21 protein-coding genes and 1 pseudogene are annotated in these 23,014 nt (G+C 54.9%); 11 read left to right on the top strand and 11 right to left on the bottom strand.

The annotated features are described in order from the left end of the window. The first annotated feature begins 181 nt into the window (after positions 1-181). Positions 182-1,111 carry a glycosyltransferase family 2 protein gene (locus ABF979_RS06550; protein ID WP_415558631.1) on the top strand — a complete coding sequence of 310 codons (930 nt, stop codon included), beginning with the start codon at positions 182-184 and terminating at the stop codon, positions 1,109-1,111. 10 nt (positions 1,112-1,121) lie between these two features. Here the strand turns inward: ABF979_RS06550 and ABF979_RS06555 are convergent, their stop codons facing one another. From ABF979_RS06555 to ABF979_RS06570, 4 genes are all read right to left on the bottom strand, one after another. Further along, positions 1,122-3,029, bottom strand: a complete 1,908-nt coding sequence (locus ABF979_RS06555) for a DUF6311 domain-containing protein (RefSeq protein WP_415558693.1) — start codon at positions 3,027-3,029, stop codon at positions 1,122-1,124. Between the two features lie 308 nt (positions 3,030-3,337). Further along, a complete protein-coding gene (locus ABF979_RS06560; protein ID WP_415558632.1) occupies positions 3,338-3,532 on the bottom strand; it encodes a hypothetical protein in 195 nt (64 codons plus the stop codon). After that, positions 3,529-5,397, bottom strand: coding sequence for a ferrous iron transporter B (gene feoB / locus ABF979_RS06565; RefSeq protein WP_415558633.1), 1,869 nt, complete (start codon positions 5,395-5,397; stop codon positions 3,529-3,531). Before feoB ends, ABF979_RS06560 begins: the two co-directional genes overlap by 4 nt. Before the next feature lie 8 nt (positions 5,398-5,405). After that, on the bottom strand, positions 5,406-5,648 hold the full coding sequence (locus ABF979_RS06570) for a FeoA family protein (RefSeq protein WP_415558634.1): 243 nt from the start codon (positions 5,646-5,648) through the stop codon (positions 5,406-5,408). A 281-nt stretch (positions 5,649-5,929) separates the two neighbouring features. On the opposite strand from ABF979_RS06570, the gene ABF979_RS06575 reads away from it, so the two are divergent. Next, positions 5,930-6,271: a metal-sensitive transcriptional regulator gene (locus ABF979_RS06575; protein WP_046900914.1), complete on the top strand. Its 342-nt coding sequence runs from the start codon at positions 5,930-5,932 to the stop codon at positions 6,269-6,271. A gap of 25 nt (positions 6,272-6,296) precedes the next feature. Here ABF979_RS06575 and ABF979_RS06580 read toward each other — a convergent pair whose 3' ends face one another. The 4 genes from ABF979_RS06580 to ABF979_RS06595 all read right to left on the bottom strand — a co-directional run bounded on the left by ABF979_RS06580 (position 6,297) and on the right by ABF979_RS06595 (position 9,660). Further along, positions 6,297-6,578 (bottom strand): hypothetical protein, encoded by a 282-nt coding sequence (locus tag ABF979_RS06580; protein WP_415558636.1) that lies wholly within the window; start codon positions 6,576-6,578, stop codon positions 6,297-6,299. Positions 6,579-6,603: 25 nt separating this feature from the next. Next, a complete protein-coding gene (locus ABF979_RS06585; RefSeq protein ID WP_415558695.1) occupies positions 6,604-7,353 on the bottom strand; it encodes a copper resistance protein B in 750 nt (249 codons plus the stop codon). A gap of 20 nt (positions 7,354-7,373) precedes the next feature. Next, positions 7,374-9,170, bottom strand: coding sequence for a copper resistance system multicopper oxidase (locus ABF979_RS06590; RefSeq protein ID WP_415558638.1), 1,797 nt, complete (start codon positions 9,168-9,170; stop codon positions 7,374-7,376). 85 nt (positions 9,171-9,255) lie between these two features. After that, positions 9,256-9,660 carry a hypothetical protein gene (locus ABF979_RS06595; RefSeq protein ID WP_415558639.1) on the bottom strand — a complete coding sequence of 135 codons (405 nt, stop codon included), beginning with the start codon at positions 9,658-9,660 and terminating at the stop codon, positions 9,256-9,258. 300 nt (positions 9,661-9,960) lie between these two features. On the opposite strand from ABF979_RS06595, the gene ABF979_RS06600 reads away from it, so the two are divergent. From ABF979_RS06600 to ABF979_RS06615, 4 genes and pseudogenes are all read left to right on the top strand, one after another. Continuing rightward, positions 9,961-10,173: a heavy-metal-associated domain-containing protein gene (locus ABF979_RS06600; RefSeq protein WP_415558641.1), complete on the top strand. Its 213-nt coding sequence runs from the start codon at positions 9,961-9,963 to the stop codon at positions 10,171-10,173. A 76-nt stretch (positions 10,174-10,249) separates the two neighbouring features. After that, the gene (locus ABF979_RS06605) at positions 10,250-12,646 is read left to right on the top strand and encodes a TonB-dependent siderophore receptor (RefSeq protein ID WP_415558643.1); all 2,397 of its coding nucleotides are present in this window, start codon (positions 10,250-10,252) and stop codon (positions 12,644-12,646) included. Then, positions 12,633-14,317, top strand: a pseudogene (locus ABF979_RS06610) (ABC transporter ATP-binding protein/permease); the annotation flags it as partial. The gene ABF979_RS06605 and the pseudogene ABF979_RS06610, both read left to right, overlap by 14 nt. A 109-nt stretch (positions 14,318-14,426) precedes the next feature. Then, complete coding sequence (locus ABF979_RS06615) at positions 14,427-16,796, top strand: heavy metal translocating P-type ATPase (protein WP_415558645.1); 2,370 nt, start codon at positions 14,427-14,429, stop codon at positions 16,794-16,796. Here ABF979_RS06615 and ABF979_RS06620 read toward each other — a convergent pair. The 3 genes from ABF979_RS06620 to ABF979_RS06630 form a co-directional block, all read right to left on the bottom strand. Beyond that, entirely contained in the window at positions 16,790-17,467 is a 678-nt protein-coding gene (locus tag ABF979_RS06620; RefSeq protein WP_211499807.1) for an RBBP9/YdeN family alpha/beta hydrolase, read from the bottom strand. The two genes, ABF979_RS06615 and ABF979_RS06620, sit on opposite strands and share 7 nt — an antisense overlap. A 127-nt stretch (positions 17,468-17,594) precedes the next feature. After that, entirely contained in the window at positions 17,595-18,590 is a 996-nt protein-coding gene (gene cysK, locus ABF979_RS06625) for a cysteine synthase A (protein ID WP_046900204.1), read from the bottom strand. Between the two features lie 141 nt (positions 18,591-18,731). Further along, the gene (locus tag ABF979_RS06630) at positions 18,732-18,899 is read right to left on the bottom strand and encodes a hypothetical protein (protein WP_415558648.1); all 168 of its coding nucleotides are present in this window, start codon (positions 18,897-18,899) and stop codon (positions 18,732-18,734) included. Here ABF979_RS06630 and ABF979_RS06635 point away from each other — a divergent pair. The 5 genes from ABF979_RS06635 (at position 18,898) to ABF979_RS06655 (ending at position 23,011) form a co-directional block, all read left to right on the top strand. Beyond that, a complete protein-coding gene (locus ABF979_RS06635; RefSeq protein WP_046900203.1) occupies positions 18,898-19,092 on the top strand; it encodes a hypothetical protein in 195 nt (64 codons plus the stop codon). The two genes, ABF979_RS06630 and ABF979_RS06635, sit on opposite strands and share 2 nt — an antisense overlap. A 119-nt stretch (positions 19,093-19,211) precedes the next feature. Beyond that, positions 19,212-20,162, top strand: a complete 951-nt coding sequence (locus ABF979_RS06640; protein ID WP_415558650.1) for an ABC transporter permease — start codon at positions 19,212-19,214, stop codon at positions 20,160-20,162. Next, the gene (locus ABF979_RS06645; protein ID WP_415558652.1) at positions 20,159-21,142 is read left to right on the top strand and encodes an ABC transporter permease; all 984 of its coding nucleotides are present in this window, start codon (positions 20,159-20,161) and stop codon (positions 21,140-21,142) included. Before ABF979_RS06640 ends, ABF979_RS06645 begins: the two co-directional genes overlap by 4 nt. Beyond that, on the top strand, positions 21,132-22,085 hold the full coding sequence (locus ABF979_RS06650) for an ABC transporter ATP-binding protein (protein WP_415558653.1): 954 nt from the start codon (positions 21,132-21,134) through the stop codon (positions 22,083-22,085). Before ABF979_RS06645 ends, ABF979_RS06650 begins: the two co-directional genes overlap by 11 nt. Next, positions 22,082-23,011 (top strand): ABC transporter ATP-binding protein, encoded by a 930-nt coding sequence (locus tag ABF979_RS06655; RefSeq protein WP_415558655.1) that lies wholly within the window; start codon positions 22,082-22,084, stop codon positions 23,009-23,011. Before ABF979_RS06650 ends, ABF979_RS06655 begins: the two co-directional genes overlap by 4 nt. Positions 23,012-23,014: the final 3 nt, after the last annotated feature.

Consider the following 23,014-nt stretch of genomic DNA (forward strand, 5'->3'; position numbering starts at 1 on the left):
CCGAGCCCCCAATCGGCTGACTCTTGTAATCATCAGAAAACGCATGAACGACTAGCATTCGTCTGTTAATGAACATAATATTTTGTTGACATCTGTAATAAAACCTATCAGAGAATTGTTATTCGAATAATAAAAATCCCTTCTCTTTTGAAGATTGTTGAGACTTCGAAGGATGTAATGTGTGTTGAAGACTATTTCCTTGATCGTTCCTTTTTATAATGAAGAAGGTGTGATCACAATTTTTGCAAACAAGATCATTCCTGTTTTAGAAAAAATTCCCTCAATAGAGTGGAAGATTGTCTGTATTGATGACGGAAGCAGTGATGCGACACTCGCTCAATTATTAGATCTCTCACAAAAAGATCCTAGGTTTCGAATTCTCGAACTATCTCGAAACTTTGGTAAAGAAGCAGCATTAACAGCCGGGTTGGATGCTGTGGATAGTGATGCTGTTGTTATCATTGATGCCGACCTGCAGGATCCTCCTGAGGTGATCTCTCAGATGGTAGAGGCTTGGCGCGCAGGGGCTGAGGTTGTATTAGGGCGACGTGTTGATCGTTCCACCGACAGCACTCTGAAGCGGAAGACAGCGGCTTGGTTCTACGAGCTTCACAGTAAAATCTCACATATCCAGATCCCCGAAAATGTTGGAGATTTTCGTTTGATGGACAGATGTGTCGTGGATGCGCTCAAGCGGCTTCCGGAGCGCCAGAGATTTATGAAAGGTCTATTTGCGTGGGTAGGCTTTCGCACCGTTACTGTTGATTATGCTCGGTTGCCTCGCTCAGCTGGAACGACAAAGTTCTCAGGTTTTTCACTTTGGAATTTTGCTTTAGAGGGCTTCACAAGCTTTTCAACTATTCCCATACGTCTTTGGACTTATCTTGGAACAATGGGAGCTTTGTGTGCTCTCGTGTATGGTTTCTTTATTATAATTCGTACAATCTTCTGGGGTAACCCAGTCCCCGGGTATGCGTCTCTTTTTGCTGCTATTACTCTTTTTAGTAGCGTTCAAATTATCAGCATTGGGATGTTGGGAGAATATATAGGGCGCATCTATATGGAGACTAAGCAGCGCCCTATTTATGTTTTGAGGAAAATCTATAACTGATATTATTTCTTCAGTTTGGGGTTACTATTTTTACGCTTGAAATTCCAATTCCTAAAAAACGTGGATCTGTCGGCAAATGCACTGGGTGATCAACATCCAGTTTCAGGTGAATATTTTCGGTAGAAAGTGTGGGAATTGTTACAGAATATTCTGATTTTTCTGGGGATACAGACCACTCAGCTAAAACCTGGTCATGTAAGGACACTTTTACTTTTTTCGTTTCTCCTGGTGCCGCCTGCAAATTCAGAATTACTGTAACTGTTTTGGTGTCTTTAGGTACGGGAAGAAACAGAAAGGCTTGGCGTCCTTCATTCCACGTTCCCCAGTCCTCCGACCCGGACCAACCGCTTTCCAGAAGCTCTGTGTGGAGCGGGTAATTTGATGACGTGAAAATTGTCTGATTGAGAGGCAGTGGTGTTGAGGACGGTACAGAGGGTAAATTTAGATTTTTTTTGGCGCAGAGGATGAGAGTGTTCACTGCTCCGCAACTGGCCTGTGTACGGTCAATCCAAGACGATGCATTTGCCAGGCGGTGCGGGCCATTAAGAACGATAAGGGTTTTATCGTCGAGATAATGGGGATTTTCTTGGGCGAGATGGCATGCGCCTTCCGGGAGTGAACGAGCCGTATACATCGTGTTGACGGATGCATTCTGATAAGCGGCTGCATAGATAAGCGGCATATCCTCTTCAAGGCTCGTGGCATCACATTCAAGGCGAGGATAAATTTCAACATGCTCAAAGGCATGCATTATTTCAAACAAATGACTATCAGCCGCTAATGGAGGACTTAGCAACTGAGCCTCAGCCATGCGGTCAGACTGACGTAAATCGCGTGTGTCGACCCATTGCAAAATAGCAGCCAGACTGAGGAGGACAGGCGCCCCCCGAGGCCATACCTTGCAGACGCCCCAGACTGCTCCAAGGAGAATGACATAAGCGACTGGCCAAAACATACGTCCTGATGAGCGCATTTGTTCAGCGCCAGGAACCATGATGTGCGTCTGGAAGAGCAAAGTATGAAAGAAGTATATTCTATTGGAGAGAGCAATGACTGTCAGAGCCAGACAGGCAAGCAAAAGACCAATATTTCGGGTCATGCTCTGACGGAAAAGGGTCCATCCTTTTTTGCGACATAAAAGCATGGCCAGGAGAAAGAGAAGGCCGGCTCCGAGATACTGATATCCCTCGTATTGGCCCCCGGTGGCATCAGCTTCTGCTTGTGTAGCCTGCAAGAACAGGCTGGACCGGGCCGGCCAGAACGGTGATGCGAGGTTCATGGAGTAGATTCCATAGCCCCCTCCGCTGGCGCCACCCCAGTAGCCCAAAACTTTTCCTGCCAGCAGAATGCTTGCTCCAGCTGCCAAGGCTGCTGCTGCGCTGGACCTACATGCTTTCCAGCGTTTTTCTCTGAAGAAAATGGATAATGGAATTGCACCCAGAAGCGCTCCTACCATCACCATCAGATAAGGATGCACCAGAAGGGTCAAACTTGTTAGCGCTGCCAGAACCCACGTAGGCTTGGAGGAGCCCTGCGGCTGAACAGCTCTGAAATACAGCCCTATGGCGAGAAGAAGAATCCAGTGGGCGCAAAGGGCGGTGTGGCTAGTTCTGGCCAAGAACGTTGGGAAGCAAGCGCTGAGTAAACTGACGGCTATGGCAGGAAGCAGACGTTTCTCTCCCATCGACCGTAGTGCGAACACAGCGCAAATGGGCTGAAGGCACCAGCATAAGGCGAGAAATAACGTTATGCCCTGCTGCATTCCGGGAAAGAAAATATGCAGTGCTTTAAGCAACAGAGCCTCGAGCGGGATGCTGTCTGTCATGGCGATATTGGTGCCAGCAGGAGCCACTAGACGGTCTGCAACAAGGAGAGGCAAATGCCAGTCCTGCCTCAGGAAGTAGGCTTGTCCGATCATGTGCTGGATGACATCCCCTCGGGCTGCCTGAGCCACAGGAGGAAGCTTCCCGGATATTAAGGGAAGAGGAAATGTCCATAAAGCCAGAGTAATGCCAAGCAGAAGGGGAAATATATAAGCTTTTACCCGACTAAAGACTGAGCTCGGTAGAAAATTGAATTTGAACAAGAACTTTTACTCTGAGCTGGGGACGGTCAGAGTTTTGTACGGGTATTTTGTAGGGAATACAAAGTTCCGGTTTGTCTAAGGATTTAGAAAACACCCACCTGCACATGGAGCAATGTCTCTGAAATCCAAGGAAGGTGTCCTCAGTGACACCCTCCTGATTTTCCACTGCACGCTTTGCAACTGCTGCACCCTTTTGATGGGGCCGGAACAGGTGTGTGTGTCTGAAAGCCGCACGCATTTTTCAGGCGCCCCCAGCTTACTGGAAAGAGACGTGCATACCAGTAGAGTGCTGCGATACTGACCAGTAGAATGGCAACGATTGTTTCAATCATCATGCGTCTCCTGTGACAGCCCTGGCGACGTGATAGACGATGAAGGCTGCGACATATGCCAAACCAAAAAGATATGCTGTTGCTCCCAGAACGACTTTCATGGACCGGGTTTCCCGTCGCATGACAGCCAAAGTCGAGATGCATTGCGGGGCATAAACATACCATGCCAGCAGCGAGAGAGCGGTAGCAATGCTCCATTGGCTTGAAAGAAGTGGTAGAAGCTTCGCGGATGCAGCGTCTTCACTCACCCCGAGTGCATAGACTGTTGCAAGCGCGCTGACGGCGACTTCACGTGCAGCGAGGCCGGGAATCAGGGAAACGCAGATCTGCCAGTTGAAACCTATGGGAGCAAAAATCGGGAGCATCAGGTGGCCAATCCGGCCCGCAAGGCTGTAGTCAATAGCAGCACCGGTTGCGCCGGCGGGGGGAAGTGGGAAACTGGATAGCCCCCAGAGCAGGACATTCAGCGATACAATGATGGTACCAACCCGTGACAGGAACATCACAGCACGCTGCCACAGACCGAGCGCTAGGCTCTTGAGATTAGGGCGCCGGTACGGGGGGAGCTCCAGAAGGAGTGGATGTTCTTCTGATTTGACGCCACGCGTCATGATGCGGGCGACGATGATGCCGCTGACGATCGCCAGAGCATAGAGCCCAAACAGAACCAGCCCCTGAATTCCAAAAATTCCGAGAACTGTTTTGTGCGGGATGAATGCGCCAATCAGCAGTGTGTAAACTGGCAGACGGGCGGAGCACGTCATGAGTGGAGCAATCAGAATCGTGACCAGTCGATCCCTCGGGTTCTGGATAGTGCGTGCGGCCATAATGCCGGGAATGGCGCAGGCAAAGCTGGAAAGAAGCGGGATGAAAGACCGGCCACTCAGTCCCGCCAAAGCCATGACACGGTCCAAGAGGAATGCTGCACGGGGCAGATATCCAGATTCTTCCAAGGCCAGAATCCACAGGAAGAGAATCAGGATTTGCGGGAGAAAAACAATGACTGTTCCTGCGCCCGCGATAACGCCATCAGCCAGTAAGCTCCGCAAGACACCGTCAGGCAGTGGCCTGAGGATGAAATCCCCAAGCATGGTAATGCCACTTTCCAGAGCATCCATGAGGGGTTGGGCCCAGGCAAAGACTGTCTGGAACATTACAAACAGCACGACCAGCAGAATGACCGGGCCCCAGACTGGATGCAGGAACCAGCGATCCAGCCGATCGACTAATCTGGCATGACCAGCAGAGCGATCCGTAACATAAGCCTGAAGCAGACGCCGGACTTCAGCATGAAGGTCCGCGTCCAGGACAAGCGCTTTTGGCGGAGGCGGAAGAGGGCGGTCCAAAGCTTCCAATAAAGGCTGAACACCCTGCCTGTTCAGGCTGATGACAGGCACAATCGGCATGCCGAGTTCTTGCTCAAGCCCGGCAATATCAATGGTCATGCCATTGCGCTTGGCTTCATCCATCATGTTGAGCGCAACGATTACGGGGACTTCAAGCTGACGAAGTTCCAGCAGAAAGCGCAGATGCAGCCGAAGATTGGTTGCAGAAATAACGCTGATCAGAAGTTCGGGGCGTTTTTCAGTACGGTGCTGTCCCAGGCAGACATCGCGCGTGACGTCCTCATCCGGGCTCGTAGAGGCCAGACTGTAAGCACCAGGAAGATCCAGAACGCGGATAGGGCGACCTTGCGGCGTGGAGAAAAAGCCCTCTTTTCGCTCGACAGTGACGCCAGCGTAGTTCGCTACTTTCTGACGGCTCCCGGTCAACTGGTTGAAAAGCGAAGTCTTGCCGCAGTTCGGGTTTCCAACAAGGGCAGTTTGTAACACATGAGACGCAGGAGACGGCGAGGCGGGAGACGTCATTATGATGGTCAGACTGGGCGGCGTAGAACAATACGCGCTGCTTCTCCTTTGCGGAGCGCAAAACGGGATGTGCCAAGACTAACAGCAATAGGGTCTGCGCCGATTGGACCGGTCGCTACAATTTCCACTCTTTCGCCCGGAACAAAGCCAAGTTCACCGAGGCGGGCAGAAATGGGGTCTGCCAGTGTCAGCTCTTCGACCCGATCAATAACGGCATGATCTCCCTTGGAGAGTGTATTCAGATACCACATCAGTTTCTTATCCCAGTGCCTCCCAGCTCTCCCTTGGGCGTGCTGGCCGTTTCCCTAGATAGGCTCATCCGACGGGAGCGAAAAGAGAGAGATGAGAATTATTTGCATCCACAGTTTACTTATTGACTGTGTGCCTCAGGATTTTTCTTGCGTGATATCATGTGGGCCGCCTCAAGAACGCCAGAAAGAGCCCGTCTGATAGGGCTGAATGGTCGGAATGAGCGTGGAGATGCTATGAACGCCTTCGCATGACCGCAGAGGAGCCGTGACCTATGAAGAGTATGACGAGAGAAGACGAGATTCCGGCAGACGGCTGTGTGCATTGTGCCACCAGTGAGATACCCGGTGAGAAGCGCGTCGAGCAGCCTCAGAAGAAGGCGCTGCTGAACCGCATTCGTCGGATCGAGGGGCAGGTTGGTGGTATCCTGAACATGGTTCAGGATGACCGTTACTGCGTTGATATTCTCACACAGATCTCTGCCATAAAATCCGCGCTGGACGGTGTTTCCATCCAGATCCTGTCCACGCACGCTAATGGTTGTGTCAGGAAAGCCGTGCAGACGGACGGCGGTGAAGAGGCGATTGACGAGCTTTTGCAGGTCGTGCGCCGGATGATGCGCTGACGCCTCCTCTTTTCCATCGGTGGATTTAGCGGTCCTGTGTCGCGTCTGGTGCTGAATCAGAAGGAGCGTCCATGCTCATCGCCTGACAGGCCTTGAGTTGCTGTTGCATCTTCGGCGCCAGGGGCTTGTTCTGCGTCTTGAGGGTTTCAAGGCGCTCGCAGAGTTCCATCTGCTGATCCATGGTCAGGCCTGCCAGAGGATCTGCCTTTACGGCCACTGGTGCCTTTGGTTCGGCTGTGTGGCTGGGGGCAGCATATGCCGCTGTGGCGAACAGAAGAGCGGAAGCAGTGAGAAGAGCTTTTTTCATGATGAGAACTCCTGAAAAGTGAAGATCAGAACCAGCTTCTGATGCCGAGGCTGAAGCGTACCGAGCCGGGCTTCTCGCCCTGATCCCGTATGATTCTGCGGGCCTGTGTCAGGTGGCCGGAATATGTAACGCCCACATAAGGCGCGAATTTTCGCCATAGCTCGTAACGAAGCCTAAGCCCGGCATCGACGTCTGACAGGCCTGCGCCTGCCTGTCGGGCTGGATCAGACTTCGTATAGAGATTGAACTCCGCCTGAGGCTGGAGAATAAGGCGATTGGTCAGCAGGAAATCGTATGATCCTTCGACGCGGGCACCGAAGCGCCCACGATCACTGACATACCCTGTGGCTTGGAACTCGAACTGGTATAAGGCCAGCCCTTGAATACCGAAGGCCCCCCACGTCCGGGTCGGACCATCATCCAGGTCAACACGCACGCCTCCCTGAAGGTTCCAGTAGGTGGAAATGGCGCGGCTGTAGAGAATATCCTGCTGGCCATCGCTCAGGCGCCCTTTCTCAAGTGTACCTTCAGACTTGATCCAGAGTCGGTCATAATCCGTGCCGTACCAGACTTCACCGTCCCAGCGGAAATCAGTGCCGGCGGGGGCATAGCGCCCTTCTGCCTGCTCCAGAATGCCATGGAACCAGCTGCTCTGGTCCATCATCACGGGCATGATGTTGCCAAGATGCGTGACCGCGCCCGGAACCGGAGCATCCGCGGCGTGATACTGCGTGGTGTCTTCGGCATAAGCCATACCGGTTCCAGCCAGAAGCATGGTTGCTGCCCAGGCGGCTTTCATGACACCACCACAGTGCGGAACATGCCCAGATCCATGTGATAGAGCAGATGACAGTGATAGGCCCACATGCCGGGAATATCTGCCGTCACGAGATAGCTCATGCGAGATCCCGGTTGTGAAATGATGGTGTGCTTGTAAGGGCGATAATCGCCTTGGCCATTCTCCAGTTCACTCCACAGGCCATGCAGATGGATCGGGTGTTCCATCATGGTGTCATTGATCAGTGTGAAGCGGACACGCTCTCCTTTTTTGAGGCGGATTGGTCCGGACTCTGAGAACTTCCGGCCATTAAAGCCCCAGATATAACGATCCATGTTTCCCGTCAGATGCAGGATAATCTCACGTGATGGAGGCCTGCGGTCTGCGCCCGGTCGTGTCGCGCGAAGCTGCCCATAATTCAGGACGCGTCGGCCATTGTTTTCCAGCCCATCCCCTGGGCTGTTTGTCCGATCAATCGGCATCATCGCGACGTTCTGGTTTTCGACATTAATCGGCGGCGGCCCAGGATCGTCGATTTCCATCTTTTGCATGGACATATGACCCATATGGCTCATGTCCATGTGAGACATATCCATTCCAGGCATGTTCTTCATGTCCGTGCCATGGTCCATTCCGGGCATCGCCATGTGGTCCATGCTCTCTCCCGGCTTCATGTTGCCCATACCCATGTCGACCATGGTGCGGACGGGGCGTGGGTCCATGGGCGGGATAAGCCCACTCATGCCGGGGCGAGGCGCCAGTGTGCCGCGGGCAAAGCCTGTTCGGTCTTCGCTTTGAGCAAAGATCGTATAGGCCCGGTCTTCCCTGGGCTGAACGATGACGTCATATGTCTCCGCCACGCCGATGCGGAATTCATCAACCGGAACTGGTTCCACGTCGTTGCCATCCGCCTGAACGACGAGCATTTCGAGCCCGGGAATCCGCACGTCAAACAGAGTCATGGTGGCGCCATTGATAAAGCGCAGACGCACACGCTCGCCTGGGCGGAACAGGCCGTTCCAGTTCATGTCTGGCGCGTTGCCGTTCAATGTATAGGTGTAGATAGCCCCTGAAACATCCGCGATATCGGTTGCGGCCATGTTCATCCGGGACCAGGCAAGCCGGTCCTTCAGAGCGGCCATGGCGCTCCCTGCGTCACGGGCTTCTTTGGGAAAGGATGCGGCCGTGCGTTGACGGAAGACGTAATAGTCATCCTGCATTTTGAGATTGCTGACGATGTCATGGGGCATGACATCCGTCCATTCTCCCAGAAAGATGACATAATCCCGGTCGCAGGCATTCGGATCAGGACGAATGGGGTCAATGACGATGGCGCCATACAGTCCCATCGCTTCCTGCATGTTGGAATGGCTATGATACCAATATGTGCCGCTCTGATGCAGGCGAAAGCGATAGCTGAAAGTCTCGCCCGGTGGGATGCCCGCAAAGCTCAGGCCCGGCACGCCATCCATATAGGACGGGACGCGGATGCCGTGCCAATGGATCGACGTTGTTTCATCCAGCGCGTTTGAGACATTCAGTGTAACGGTTTCGCCCTGTTTCCAGCGCAGGATGGGGCCAGGCACTGTTCCACCAATATTGGGGGCATGCATGGATTTTCCATCGAGAGAAATATGCGTTCGGCTGACCTTTAGATCCCAGACATTGGAAGGGGTGAGAGGCAGAAGGCCCGTAGACGTGCGAGTGCTCGCTTGTGCTTTGTGAGGCAGGGCGCCCAGACACGCTCCCGCACCGAGGCTCGTAACAAAACGCCGCCGCGTCAGGGGGCGTATGAGGTCGAATGAATTAGGCATCAGCTGAAAACCGGGAAACGGTGCAGGAAAACCGGAGCGCACGGATGCACACTCCAGCCGCAGCAAAGCTGCGGATCGGGTCGTTTCAGGAAATCAGCTGTTTGGGGGGAGGTGGCGTCGGAATCCAGTCTGTTCCAGACAGCGATGTGTGGCCTGTTTTGGCAAAGCGTCTGGCAATCGCAGGGTGCGCCGACAATGAGGGTGTGTTCGCAAGCGTCAAGAGAGGCTCAGCCGACACGGAATGGATGTGGCAGCAGCCCTGTCCATGCCCTGCGTGGCGATGATCATGGAGAATGGGAGTTCCGAGGCCCGGCATACTGTGCTTGTCGTAGGCATCAGACGTCTTGTGAGTCATGGATGCGCAGTGCGGTATGGCCATGGCGTGTGCCCGGGATGCTGCATGCGCCGGAAAGGCACCAGCCATCAGTCCCACCTGCATCAGCAGGCAGGCAATGATGCCAAGCCATGTCCGGGTATGCGTTTTGAGCATCACAGATCCCTGTCTTCCACAGGCGTCTGGATGTCCTTTCGCCTGCCTCCTGCAATGATCCTATACCCAGGCAGGGAATGAATGGAAGAGAGATTTCACTCACAGAGCATACACAAAAAGGAGGGAGACAGGATTTCTCTTGGATACCCCCCATCCGTACACATTATTTAATACGTTATATTAACGATTTTAATTTCAAAACCGCCCGCAAACCGCATAGGAGAAAAACATATACCCAACAGGGGTATGAAAGAATCGCAGTATTCCAAGGATACTGAGTAAGCCGGAAGGACAATGATCATGACGCAGACAGCACATCTCAAAGTGGAAGGAATGTCCTGCGAAGGATGTGCCAAGCGTCTGCGCGAGGCGTTGGAGCACGTAAACGGCGTCTCAGCGGTTACAGTCGTACTGGCTGGGGGGCAGGTTACGGTGGCGTACGATCCCGACGTGGCAACTCCTGCGGGGCTGGCTGAAACTGTTGAAGAGACAGGGTTCGACCTGGTTTCCTAGCGCGCGTCGCCTTCTCTTTCAGAGAGGCGCACGGTACACAACGCCCGGTTCAATCTGTGAAACCAGTCCGGGTGTCATGCTGCAGCGTTATATTGTCAAATCGAAACAAATTGTGCGGCAGAGTTATTTTTTCTGGGCAGGTTTTATGACACATCACGGCATTGACGCATCCAGACGTTTCCTGAAGTTCTCGGTCTCCGGGTCTGCCCTTCTTTGCGGGACTGTCCTGATGGGCTCCGCTCCTGATGCTCAGGCTGCTGAACGCGGAGAGAAAACACGCCAGAAAATGTCTCATTGCCGCATTCAGCACAAAGATGCGGGGGGACGGCAGGTCTGCGGGAAGCCGATGGTTTCTCCGGAAACTACAGCCGCTATTGCTGAAGCACCCGTGGCCCAAAGCCCCGATCTGGCCTCGACCGTAGACGGCGGAACAGAGAACCTGCGTGTTTATGGAACGCCACGCTCCTATACCGCACCCGCCGTAGAGGCATGGGGTAAAACGCTCGTCGCATTGAAGGATATTCCGCACTCCATTTCTGTCATCACACAGCAGCGCATGGAAGATTCCAACATGCTGACGATGACGGACGCCATGCGGCAGATTAATGGCATCCGCGTTCTTCCCGGTTCTACCGCCAACAGTAATTTCTATTCACGCGGCTATCAGCTCACGACATCCATCGATAACACGCCGAACGCTGCTGGAACGCTGAATAATGCAAGTTTTGACCTGTCTATGTTTGACAGGATCGAGGTTATGCGCGGATCGGCCGGGTTATTACAGGGCGCTGGCGGAGCTGGCGGCGTTGTCAATCAGGTCACGAAAAAGCCCGGCAAGGAGTTTGCAGCAAGCGGAAGTGCCTCGGTTGGTAGCTTCAATAACTATCGCGCCGATATTGACCTGACCGTTCCGCTCAATCGCTCCAAAACGCTACGGTTCCGTACGGCCGACGTCTTTCAGGATAACGATTACTTCTACAAGTATGCCCACAATCGGATGTGGCAGGCCTATGGCGCTTTGGAATGGGATATTACACCGTCCACCACATTCCTTGTGTCTCATGCGGCTCAGAAGCAGAATATTGATGCACCCTATTACGGGCTCCCCGTCACGACCACGCGGACGCTCTGGTATGGCGGCCGGGATGCGAACCCCACACCGCCCTGGGGCTATAGCAATTACATGACGCAGCAGACGATCGCCTCGTTGACGCAGAAGCTCTGGGGCGACTGGAGCGTCACAGCACGTGGGACATTCTACGACCAAAGCTACAACACGCTTTATAATGAGCCGTGGACCAACATTGATACCCAGACAGGGCGCCTGACCTACAAGGACGCTGGAAACTTTCCATACCGGGGCACAAACACCTCCAGATCCGCGGACATCTACGCAACAGGCAGCTTCCGCCTTTTGCACCGGACGCATCATTTGCTGCTGGGCTTTAATTATAACGCCTACAACACACACGTTGCCTACGGAGCTGTAAACTCAGACGCGCTCTACTCTGATGTCAGCATTAACAATACGGCAGTTGTAAAGAAGCCTGCCGCAGGGAGTATTACCTATAATCCGGCGGACGGGGCTGAAGGCACAGACGACAATGCTTATCAGTGGGGCTTCTATGGCCAACTGCGTCTTGAGCTGATCCATCATCTTTCGCTGATTCTTGGCGGCCGCGTGTCACGCTTTTCCGAAAAGACGCGGGATGGCAGTCCTTCTCCGGAAAGCCCATGGAAAACCACGGCGAATATTCATGGTCAACTGACGCCTTATCTCGGCACGGTGTATCAGATCACGCCCAACCTCTCCTGGTACGCCAGCTATGCCAGCATCTTCACACCTTCTGTGGGGCGGCTGACTTTCAACGGAGAAGGTTTGACGCCGCAGCAGGGCAATCAGGTCGAAACGGGGTTTAAGGGCGAGTACTTCCATGGGCGCCTCAACATCTCGACAGCCCTGTTTCGTATGGAGAGTGTGAACCAGCCTGTACAGGACCCGGATCACACCAGCTTTTATATCACGACCGGCCCAATCCGTCGGCAAGGCTGGGAAGCGCAGGTGGATGGCCAGATCCTGCCGGGACTGGATGTCTCCATCGGATATACATATCTGGATACCAAGGTTTCCAACCCGAAAGTTTCAGACTTCGGGGGCGTTTTCTCACCGCATCACATGTTCAAGTCTTGGGTGCATTACAATGTGCAGCAAGGTCGTTTGAAAGGGCTGAATTTTGGTGTCGGGCTGGACGCATACAGTAATCTTCGGGGCAGTTATGCCACGACAGTTCAGGGCGGTTACATGACGCTCGACAGCGTCATTGGATACCGGTTCAACAAGCATCTCAAACTTCAGTTGAACGCCTATAACCTGACAGACCGCTATTATTACGAGCGTGCCAGCGGCGTCTGGCAGTTTAACTTCCCGGCCGCTCCCCGCAGTTTCATGGCAACGCTTCGTGGCACATACTGAACCCCCGACACCCCCACATTCTCTTTCTGACTGGAAGGTTCTGCTCCCCTACTGGCGGTCGGAAGACCGCTGGAAGGCGCTGGGCCTTCTGGGGAGCATTATCGGCTTATCCTTCCTGGATGTTCAGGTCGCAGTGTGGTTTGGGAAATGGGACCAGACCTTTTTTGACACGATGTTCGCGTACCGTGTTGCGGCCTGCATTGCGTTGCTGCCCATTTATATTCTGATGACGTCGCTTAGCGCAGGAATGAGAGTCATCCAGCAATATATGACACAGGTGCTCTCCATGCGCTGGCGCCTGTGGAATACACGGGTTTATCTGCGCAAATACCTCTCCGATGACGCGTATTATCATCTGGAACATGGTCAGAACCGGGCTGATAACCCGGATCAGCGTATTGCCGATGATCTGGCCCAGATGACCGTCTGGACGCTCCGCCTCGGGCTGGAAGCCATTCAGGCTGTCACAACCTTTTTGTCCTTTGCGGTCGTACTTTGGACGATTGGTGGAACACTCTCATTTGTCTGGCATGGCTGGCACGTCGTCATCCCCGGATACATGTTCTTTGGAACGACGATTTCCATTCTTCTGGTCTCGTTCGTGCTTGAAAAAGCAGGCGGCCCCCTCGTAAGCGCTAATTATCGTCAGCAGCATTACGATGCTGATTTACGCGCGACCCTGCTGGATGTTCGCCGTAATGCGGAACAGATCGCGTTCTATGGTGGAGAGGCTGCGGAGCACTTCCGTTTGTCCGAATGCCTGAACCGTATTGCCAAAAACTGGCACAGCGTCATGACCTATACCTGGCGCGCCAATACTGTGGTCGAACTCTATACGGGTGGCTTAATATCGTTTTGTGGGCGCTGCTTGTGCCGAAGCTGCTGGCACATGCTCTGACGTTTGGTCTGTATTCGCGAATCAATTCAGCATTCATGAATGTCCGCCGAAGCCTGCAATGGTTCATCGAAAATTACACGGATCTGGCAACCCTTCGCTCCATCCTTCAGCGTCTGGGGGAATTTGAGCGTGTTGTCGTGAGCCTTCCGGCCGGTGGTATCGTCCGGACGCCGACGGATGCAGACGGGATTGAAATCAAAGGTCTGTCTCTGGATCGCTCTGATGGCTCTCGCATCGCGGATATAGGAAGCCTCTATGTTCCTGCGGGAGAGCGGTGGTTCATTAGCGGGCCATCCGGGGCAGGGAAAAGCACCATGCTACGGGCTCTCGCTGGACTGTGGACGCAGGGGAAGGGGCATATTTTTTTCAACATGCGCGATGCTATGTTTCTGCCTCAGCGCAGTTATGTTCCGGCTGGCTCTTTGCTTCAGGCCCTTAGCTATCCAGCAACCCCGGATCGCTATGCCCGTGACGCCTGTGAAGAGGCGCTGCTGGCGGCAAATCTGGAGTTCCTTATGCCAGATCTGGAGAATGAAGCGGCTTGGGGAGACGTGTTATCTCCGGGAGAGCAGCAACGACTGGCATTTGCTCGGGTTTTTCTTGCTCGACCGTCCACGTTGTTCCTCGATGAAGCAACCTCTGCTCTGGATGAGAAGAACGAGGCTGATCTTTATGCGCGCCTCCTTGAACGCCTGCCTCACATCACCCTCATCAGTGTTGCGCATCACGCAGCCCTCAAAGCATTTCATGGCCAGGAAATGATTCTTCGCGAAAAAAGCGTAACTGTTCAGCGTCTTTTATAATACTATATGGGGGTATATTATTCCCCTTTGTTTTGGAGCCTGTGGCTTCGCGAATTCCGTCCGCTCAGGAGAGTCCCAGATGTCACAAACGGTCAGTTTTCCAGTTGGTGGAATGACCTGTGCGGCCTGCGCTGCGCGGATCGAGAAAGTTCTGAACCGCAAGGACGGTGTTCAGGCAGCCGTCAATTTTGCGTCTGAGCGTGCGCAGGTCGAATTGGAGGGCTCAGGCACCACAGTCGGGGACGTTATTGCCGCAGTGCGCAAAGCCGGTTTCTCGGTGGATGAGCAGAGTGTGGACTTCGCAATTACGGGCATGACCTGCGCTGCCTGCGCTGCGCGGATTGAAAAGGTCCTGAACCGGATGCCGTCCGTGCAGGGAAGCGTGAATTACGCTGCCGAGCGTGCGCATGTCACTTATGTTCCAGGCATTGTGACACTGGACGATCTTGCGACCAAAATCACCAAGGCTGGATTTGGGGCATCCCGTCTGGATGAAGGCAAGCGCGAAGATCCGAAGGCAAAGCGTGAAGCTGTGTGGCGTCGGGAGCGAAACCGCTTTCTGCTGACATTCGTACTTGCACTACCGCTTTTCATTGAGATGTTCGGCATGTTGCTGGGGCGTATGGAGACAGTCCCGCTTGCTGTTCAGTTTGTAAGTGCGACGCTGGTTCAGTTCGTCTGTGGCGCTCATCTTTATCGCCGGGCCTGGAATGCAGTTCGGGGCGGATCGGCGAATATGGATGTGCTGGTCGTTCTGGGAACGAGCATCGCATATCTGTTCAGTGCCGTGGTCGCGATCCTGCACTTGCCCCAGCCAGTTTATTTTGAAGCCAGCGGTGCAATCATCACCCTGATTTCACTTGGTAAGCTGATGGAAACGCGCGCCAAAGTGCGTACCAGTGCAGGGATTGAAAGCCTGTTGCAGCTTCAGCCGCAAACCGCACATGTTGAGCGGGACGGTGTTCTGGTTGATCGTGCGGTAGCTGATATGCACACCGGAGACATTTTTGTCGTCCGGCCGGGCGAGAGTGTTCCGGTGGATGGCGAGGTGCTGGATGGTGCTTCCGATGTGAACGAAGCCATGCTGACGGGCGAAAGCGTACCGGTTCTGAAGCAGGCTGGGAATGAAGTTTTTGGCGGTACGATCAACGCGAACGGTATGCTGCGAGTTAAGGCAACAGGTGTTGGCTCGGATACAGCTCTGGCGCGGATTGTTCGCATGGTCGAGCAGGCGCAGGGATCGAAAGCAAATGTCCAGAGACTGGCAGACCGTGTTTCCGGCATCTTCGTTCCCGCCGTTGTCGCATTCGCTGTTGCGACTTTCCTGATCGGATGGCTGGTCACAGGTTCCATGACATGGAGCCTGATTTCAGCGGTTTCTGTTCTCGTCATTGCCTGTCCCTGCTCGCTTGGTCTGGCTACACCGACGGCCATCATGGTCGGGACAGGGCGAGGGGCCCAGAATGGTATTCTGTTCCGGAATGCAGATGCGCTGGAGCAAGCCGAGAAACTTACGACAATCATTCTCGATAAGACTGGAACCCTGACGCAAGGTCGCCCGACCGTCACCAGTTTGCATCCTGCTGAGGGCGTTTCGGCTGACCGTCTGCTGGCCGTAGCCACCTCTCTGGAGCAGAATTCCGAGCATCCTCTGGCTCGGGCTATTGTGGACTATGCATCAGCTCACCATGCGACGATTTTGAGTGTGGATGGGTTCAAGGCCATCCCAGGTCTGGGCGTTGAGGCACAGATTGACGGAGAGGCAGCCTTGCTCGGATCTCCGCGCTATCTCACGCAGGCCGGCTACAGCCTGGATGCTCTTCCGGTGGCGGCGCTCGAAAATGAAGGGCAGACCGTAATTGCGGTCGCCACGGGAGGACGCCTGCTTGGCATCGTCGCGTTGGGGGATGGTCTTCGCCCGGATGCCATTTCAACGGTTACAGCGCTGAAGGCGCGTGGAATCAAGGTTGTCATGCTGACGGGCGATAATGAGCGTGCCGCAGCGGTTGTTGCGCGGCAGGTTGGCGTGGATGATTACCTCGCTGGCGTTTTACCGCAGCACAAGGCTGAAAACGTGACGAAATATCGCGCTGAAGGTGCCGTTGTGGGGATGGTCGGGGATGGCATCAACGATGCCCCGGCCCTGGCAGCAGCGGATGTGGGCTTTGCCGTCGGGGCCGGTTCTGCCGTTGCATTGGATACGGCAGATGTCGTGCTTATGAAGAGTGAATTGGCGGCCGTTCTGGATGCCATTTCCCTATCCAGGGCTACGCTTTCGAAAATCAGGCAGAATTTGTTCTTTGCCTTTATCTATAACGTTCTGGGTCTGCCACTGGCCGCACTGGGCATGCTGAACCCGATTGTCGCAGGTGCAGCCATGGCCATGAGCTCAGTCTCGGTCGTAAGTAATTCTCTGCTTCTGAACCGCTGGAAACCACATTCTCACTGAGCTGGTGTCGTGAGGCGGCGCTGAACAAAGGAGATAAGGGTTCTGGCGCCATGGCTCCAGAGCCCTAGAAAATCATTACTCCCCACATGTCCTGTCAGACCGGCATCCGTAAATTCGGCCTGCCACCGTTGTGCCAGTAGCCGGGCACGATCGTTGGAAAGCCACTGATCGTTCCGGCTGGCCATCATGGCGACGGGAACCGGAGAGGGAGCCTCTGAAAGTGGAGCAAACGCGTTGATGCGGGATGCTTCCGGGTGAGTCGTATGCTCAATATCCGCTGGCGCAACGAGGAACGCCCCCGCGACATTGGACGACTCATGCTGTGCGAGCCACCGCATGGTCAGGACCGCACCAAGGCTATGGGCGATCAGAAGGACAGGTTTTTCTGCCTGCTGAATGGCCTGCGTCAGTGCAGCGTCCCACTCTTCCGGGGTCGGGTTTTCCCAGTCTGCCTGATGCAGGCGAGGTAGGCCAAAAGCAGTTTCCCATCGGGTCTGCCAGTGGTGCTGTCCGGAACCGAAAAGCCCTGGCACAAGCAAAGGCGTGAACTGTGTTTTGATGTGATGAAATTCGGCGGCAAGAACCGTCTCTTCAGACGAGTGCTGAAAGGAAAGCGCTCGAGCACTCGCTGCCAGGTCCAGAGCAGTTGCGCGGCCAGAGAAAAGGTTCATGCCCAAAGCCTCCAGAAACCTGACCGGGAGACAATTCCCGATCAGAATTTGTGATCTGGATTAACAACGAACATAAATCAGAGTTCAATAAAATAACTATATTATAAAGTTATTTTATTGAACGTTTTTAGGCCAGTCCGTCGAAAAGCTGTGTGGAGAGATAACGCTCCGCAAAAGACGGAGCGATAACAACGATCGTCTTGCCCCGATTGGCGGTTTTCTTGGCCAAAGTCATACCCGCATAGAGTGCGGCACCGGAAGAAATTCCGATGGGAATGCCTTCGACGGCGGCACAAAGACGCGCTGTTGTCAGCGATTCCTGCTCTGAAACCTCAATCACGCTATCCAGCGCCCGCAGATCCAGCGTATCCGGCTGGAATCCGGGGCCAATACCCTGAATACCGTGGGGGCCAGGTTCATCCCCATGTAGAACGGCGCTTTCCCGTGGTTCTACACCAAAGACCTTGATCGCCTTGTTGTGTTTCTTGAGGCCGTGCGCAATTCCGGAAGCCGTGCCGCCAGTGCCCAGTCCGGCTACAACCATATCCACTTGCCCGGCGGTATCGTTCCAGATTTCCAACGCGGTTGTCTGCTCATGAACTGCCGGATTGGCGTCGTTTTCAAACTGACTTGGCATCCATGCGTCAGGCAGCGTTTCCATCAGTTCTTCGGCTCGGCGGATGGCACCGGCCATTCCGTCATTTGCAGGTGTCAGCTCAGTTGTCGCGCCCATGAGACGCAGCATCTTGCGCCGCTCAATGGAGGCACTTTCCGGCATGGTGACGATCAAGCGATAGCCCAGTGCAACAGCCGCGAAAGCTAGGGAAATGCCGGTATTGCCGGATGTCGGCTCAATGAGGGCTGTCCGTCCCGGCGTGATCAGCCCGCGGGCCTCGGCATCGCGGAGCATGGCAACGCCAATGCGGTCCTTGACGGAGCCTAGCGGGTTGAAGAACTCGAGCTTCAGCAGGAGGCGCCCCTGAAGCTTTTCCTGTTCCGTCAGGCGGGGCAGTGCAACGAGCGGCGTGCCCCCGACTGTCTCCAGGAATGAGTTGTAAACCTTACCGCGCGGAGCGGCATAACCTTCGAAGGGAGCGGGGGAAGACAAGGCCTTTTTGTTCATATCATTTCTGTATCACAGGACGTGGAAAAGGGCAGGATGGAATTTGGCCTTAAAAAACGATAAATAAAAGTAATATGATATATGATTTTTTGAATCACTTATTGTTTATCGTAATATATTGACGATCCGACGTTTCATCCGTTATGAGAGCATGAACTGATCCACCGGAAGGGCATCCTGATGATGTGTCGAATGTGCTGCTGGCAACCCCCGTGTTGCCGACTTTCCGCGCGCCGGAATTCTTTCTCTTTCCATTCGTAATTTCCCGGCAGCACACAGATGTCGGGCGCTTTTAAGGTTCGACGTCATGCTTGGTTCCACAGTTATCGAAATCAATGGTATTTTTCTCGGCGTTGCCATTCTGGTCAGCGCAACGGGTGCGCGCCGGTTCTATGCCGCCCATGACAGCGTTCGCGGGCTGCATAACCAGACCCTGACAGATTTGTCCGCCCTGCGCCGTCTGGTCTCGCAGCATGCACGGTCCGTTCTGAGGCCGATCTGAAATAAACGATTTACGTTTCTTCCTTTACACCTCTTCTCTTCCCCTGTCGGTCCGCTAGAACGGTAGGCTGAACAGATCGGCAGATGGGAGTGTGTGTGGGAGGAAACGGTTTTCTACGAATGATCCGCGCGCTTTCCGTCAAGAAAGGCGTTGCTCTTGCAGTCGCGGCATTGGGGCTTGTCGTTCTGGCGAGCTTATGCGCTCCGCTCTACGCCCAAATGGTGGGAGTGGACCCGTTTTCTTCCAATATCGCTGGAACCACCACACGTCACGGCCAGTTACTGGACCTGATGCAGCCGAACGATAATCCTCTGCATCTGGGTTTGACGCCTCTGGGGCCGGACTGGTCACCGGGCGCCTATATGCTGGGTTCTGATTCCCAGGGACGGGATGTTGCCTCTCGTCTGCTGTATGGCGGTCGAAGCTCCCTGTTGATCGCGGCATCGGCCGCAGTGCTGTGTCTGTGCCTCTCCGGAAGTATCGGTATTTGTGCCGGATATTTCGGGGGCTGGGTGGATGTTGTTCTGTCCCGCTTGCTCGATATCCTGTGGGCTATTCCGGTTTACCTGTTTGCCATTTCACTGTCGGTTGTAACGGTAGGGCATGGCCTTCATCTGGGGTTTATAACGCTTGCTGCCGATAGCTTTCTGATTCCCATAGGCATCATTGCGCTGGTTTATGTGCCGTATGCCGCCCGCCCATTGCGAGCCCGTGTCCTGAGTTTGTCACGAGCAGAATTCGTCATGGCGGCCCGGGGAATGGGGGCCTCGGATTTTCGTATTCTCCGACGTGAAATCCTGCCTAGTCTTGCGCCTTCGATGGTTGTTCTCGGGCCTCTCGTCATGGCCCTTTGCCTTCTGGCGGAATCGGCGTTGTCCTTTCTGTCTCTTGGTGTGCAGGCTCCAGCAGCGTCATGGGGAACGCTCATTCAGGATGGAGAAGGCCTTCTTTATACGAGGCCGATTGTCGCCATAGCGCCGGGCATAGCGATTGTCGTGACAGTGCTGGCCCTGAATGTTCTGGGGAATGCCCTTCGGGATCATCTGGATCCGAAAGGAGCCGGTCGATGATACGCAGTTTCCTGTCGCGCACCGGACAGATGGCGCTGGTGATTTTCGGCATTTCCGTTCTGGTATTCTGCATTTTCTTCGCCACTCCCGGAGCAGACCCGACTGCGCGTATCGCAGGAAGAGGGGCCAGTCCGCAGGTCATGGCGCGGATCCGCGCCGAATATGGGTTCGACCGCCCGTTGCCTGTTCAGTACGTGCGGATGATGGAGAAACTGTTCGTCAGCAGAGATCTCACGTCTTTCGTCAATCACGGTCAGAAAGTCGTACCAGAAGTGGCGTCTGCGGCGCCGGTAACGCTGTCCCTCGTTGTGTGGGCTGCCTTCTTCTGGGTTGTGGGCTCTCTGGGAATTGGCGTTGCGTCCGCGGTGCTGAGGGATAGCTGGGTGGACCGGGTCCTGATGGTGCTGGGTCTGATCGGGCTGTCCATGCCGGTTTTCTGGCTCGGGGAGGTGATCAATCTGTTCACCCAGAGTCGCTGGCACGATACGTGGCTGTTTCGATGGGTGCCTCCGCTGGGATATGTGCCGCTCTCTCAAAGTCCGATCGGCTGGTCGAAATCGCTGCTTCTTCCATCGCTGACGCTCTCGGTCTCCTTCATGGGACTATATGCCCGCATCCTGCGATCAGAGCTTCTGAGCGCAATGGGAGAAGACTCCATCCGCACGGCAAGAGCGAAAGGCGCAGGGCCGGCTCGTATCTGGCTCTGGCATGGATTGCGGCTGTCATGGTTGAGCTATGTCTCGCTCTTCGGTCTGGATTTTGCGCAGTTGCTAGGCGGCGGAGCGTTGCTGACAGAAGTCGTGTTTGCTTTGCCGGGCGTGGGACGTCTGACCTATCAGGCTCTGGCCACCCTGGATCTGCCTCTGATCATGGCGACGGTCATGTATGCAGCCGTGTTCGTTGTCATCGCGAATGCTCTGGTGGATGGACTGTATGCGCTCCTCGATCCGCGTATCAGGGATGGTCAGCATGGACGCTGAACAGTTGCTCGATATTCAGGGCCTGAAGCTGGACCTGCCCGGCGGTACGCGGCTCCTTGAAGGTGTTTCATTGCGTCTGAATGCTGGCGAGGCTTTGGGGGTCGTGGGGGAATCCGGGTCGGGCAAGAGCCTCACGGCCATGAGCGTCATGGGGCTTCTTCCCGGCCTGAAAGCATCCGGGCACATCCTCTTTTCTGGACAGGAACTGGTCAATCTCCCGGACAAGGTGATGCGTAAGCTCCGGGGTGCGCAGATTGCGATGATCTTTCAGGACCCGATGACGGCTTTTTTGCCAGTAAGGTCTATCGGGGCGCAGATTGACGAGCAGATCCGTTTGCATCATCGCGTCAGCAGACGTGAGGCCCGTGCACGGACGGTGCAGCTTCTGGAACGGATGGGTGTGCCCGATCCGGCCATGGCCGCAAAGCGTTACCCTCATCAACTGTCAGGCGGTCTGCGCCAGCGCGCCATGATTGCGATGGCACTCTCCTGCACACCGGCCCTGCTAATTGCCGATGAGCCAACGACGGCGCTTGACGTCACAGTGCAGGCTCAGATCCTGACATTGCTGCGCGAAATCCGGGAAGAAGGCGCCGGGGTCATGCTGATTACGCACGATATGGGTGTTGTCGCGCAGGCCTGCACACATGTGGCAGTCATGTATTCGGGACTGGTGGTTGAAAATGGCCCGGTTCGGGATGTGCTGGATCATCCCTTGCATCCCTACACTCAGGCGTTGCTAGCGGCCATTCCACCCCTGGACGGTCCCAGACCCGAACGGCTTCCAACCATTCCAGGTCAGCCGCCGACACCTGATAATCGTCCAACCGGGTGTGTGTTTGCTCCCAGATGCAGCGTCGTTCGGCCAGAATGTGCCGTGCGTCCGCCCCTGACTGAAATCGAGGAGGGACGACGCGTGGCGTGTGTCCTGTATGCGGCATGAGTGTTCTGCTGGAAGCGCGCAATCTGGAGAAATCTTACCATTTTGGCCGGGGACGTGTGCTGCATGCTGTCTCGGGTGTTTCCCTACAGGTACGGAAAGGAGAAGCTCTGGCGCTCGTCGGGGAATCCGGCTGCGGAAAGTCGACCCTGGGACGTACTCTGATTGGTCTGACGCAGCCGACATCTGGCAAGGTCCTGTTCGACGGGCAGGAAATTTCCGGGCTGTCCGATCGCGCAATGCGCCCCTGGCGCGCGCGAATGCAGATGGTCTTTCAGGATTCTTCTGCTGCCTTCAATCCACGTCGAACGGTGGGAGAGTCTCTGGCCGAGCCCCTCCGCATTCATCGTCGGCACGGGGTTAGGGAGCGCGTTGCAGAACTACTTGATCAGGTGGGTCTTTCCCAGTCGGTCGCCGGGCGTTTCCCGCATGAGTTCTCCGGGGGGCAGAGACAGAGGTTGAACATTGCCCGCGCTTTGGCGCTAGGGCCGGAGCTTCTTGTCGCAGACGAGCCCGTTTCCGCACTGGACGTTTCTGTTCAGGCTCAGATCGTCAATCTGTTTGGGGATCTGCGGGCCTCTCTCGGCGTGGCATGCATCTTTATTTCTCATGATCTGTCCGTTGTCCGGCAAATGGCAGATCGCATTGCTGTCATGTATCTGGGCAGCATTGTGGAAGAGGGACACGGTCTGGACGTGCTGGACCGGCCGGCACACCCCTATACCAAAGCATTGCTGGATGCGGTTCCGCGCCCGGATCGGGCTTTGCCGCTTCCTTTGCAAGGTGACGTGCCTAGCCCGATCAATCCGCCATCAGGGTGTCGTTTCCATACCCGCTGCCCGATTGCCCAGCCGCGTTGTGCAACAGAACGTCCTATACTTCAGCCCGTTGGTGAGGGACGGCAGGTTGCCTGCCATTACCCTCTGTGACGT

Source organism: Gluconobacter sp. (assembly GCF_047723935.1).
Taxonomy (GTDB): domain Bacteria; phylum Pseudomonadota; class Alphaproteobacteria; order Acetobacterales; family Acetobacteraceae; genus Gluconobacter.

What these genes read in the sequence shown, in the direction of transcription:
- ABF979_RS06555 (WP_415558693.1), bottom strand. Translation starts at nt 3,029, where the DNA reads ATGATCGGACAAGCCTACTTCCTGAGGCAGGACTGGCATTTGCCTCTC.
- ABF979_RS06560 (WP_415558632.1), bottom strand. Translation starts at nt 3,532, where the DNA reads ATGATGATTGAAACAATCGTTGCCATTCTACTGGTCAGTATCGCAGCA.
- feoB (WP_415558633.1), bottom strand. Translation starts at nt 5,397, where the DNA reads ATGACGTCTCCCGCCTCGCCGTCTCCTGCGTCTCATGTGTTACAAACT.
- ABF979_RS06570 (WP_415558634.1), bottom strand. Translation starts at nt 5,648, where the DNA reads ATGTGGTATCTGAATACACTCTCCAAGGGAGATCATGCCGTTATTGAT.
- ABF979_RS06575 (WP_046900914.1), top strand. Translation starts at nt 5,930, where the DNA reads ATGACGAGAGAAGACGAGATTCCGGCAGACGGCTGTGTGCATTGTGCC.
- ABF979_RS06580 (WP_415558636.1), bottom strand. Translation starts at nt 6,578, where the DNA reads ATGAAAAAAGCTCTTCTCACTGCTTCCGCTCTTCTGTTCGCCACAGCG.
- ABF979_RS06585 (WP_415558695.1), bottom strand. Translation starts at nt 7,353, where the DNA reads ATGCTTCTGGCTGGAACCGGTATGGCTTATGCCGAAGACACCACGCAG.
- ABF979_RS06590 (WP_415558638.1), bottom strand. Translation starts at nt 9,170, where the DNA reads ATGCCTAATTCATTCGACCTCATACGCCCCCTGACGCGGCGGCGTTTT.
- ABF979_RS06595 (WP_415558639.1), bottom strand. Translation starts at nt 9,660, where the DNA reads ATGCTCAAAACGCATACCCGGACATGGCTTGGCATCATTGCCTGCCTG.
- ABF979_RS06600 (WP_415558641.1), top strand. Translation starts at nt 9,961, where the DNA reads ATGACGCAGACAGCACATCTCAAAGTGGAAGGAATGTCCTGCGAAGGA.
- ABF979_RS06605 (WP_415558643.1), top strand. Translation starts at nt 10,250, where the DNA reads ATGCTGCAGCGTTATATTGTCAAATCGAAACAAATTGTGCGGCAGAGT.
- ABF979_RS06615 (WP_415558645.1), top strand. Translation starts at nt 14,427, where the DNA reads ATGTCACAAACGGTCAGTTTTCCAGTTGGTGGAATGACCTGTGCGGCC.
- ABF979_RS06620 (WP_211499807.1), bottom strand. Translation starts at nt 17,467, where the DNA reads ATGAACCTTTTCTCTGGCCGCGCAACTGCTCTGGACCTGGCAGCGAGT.
- cysK (WP_046900204.1), bottom strand. Translation starts at nt 18,590, where the DNA reads ATGAACAAAAAGGCCTTGTCTTCCCCCGCTCCCTTCGAAGGTTATGCC.
- ABF979_RS06635 (WP_046900203.1), top strand. Translation starts at nt 18,898, where the DNA reads ATGCTTGGTTCCACAGTTATCGAAATCAATGGTATTTTTCTCGGCGTT.
- ABF979_RS06630 (WP_415558648.1), bottom strand. Translation starts at nt 18,899, where the DNA reads ATGACGTCGAACCTTAAAAGCGCCCGACATCTGTGTGCTGCCGGGAAA.
- ABF979_RS06640 (WP_415558650.1), top strand. Translation starts at nt 19,212, where the DNA reads ATGATCCGCGCGCTTTCCGTCAAGAAAGGCGTTGCTCTTGCAGTCGCG.
- ABF979_RS06645 (WP_415558652.1), top strand. Translation starts at nt 20,159, where the DNA reads ATGATACGCAGTTTCCTGTCGCGCACCGGACAGATGGCGCTGGTGATT.
- ABF979_RS06650 (WP_415558653.1), top strand. Translation starts at nt 21,132, where the DNA reads ATGGACGCTGAACAGTTGCTCGATATTCAGGGCCTGAAGCTGGACCTG.
- ABF979_RS06655 (WP_415558655.1), top strand. Translation starts at nt 22,082, where the DNA reads ATGAGTGTTCTGCTGGAAGCGCGCAATCTGGAGAAATCTTACCATTTT.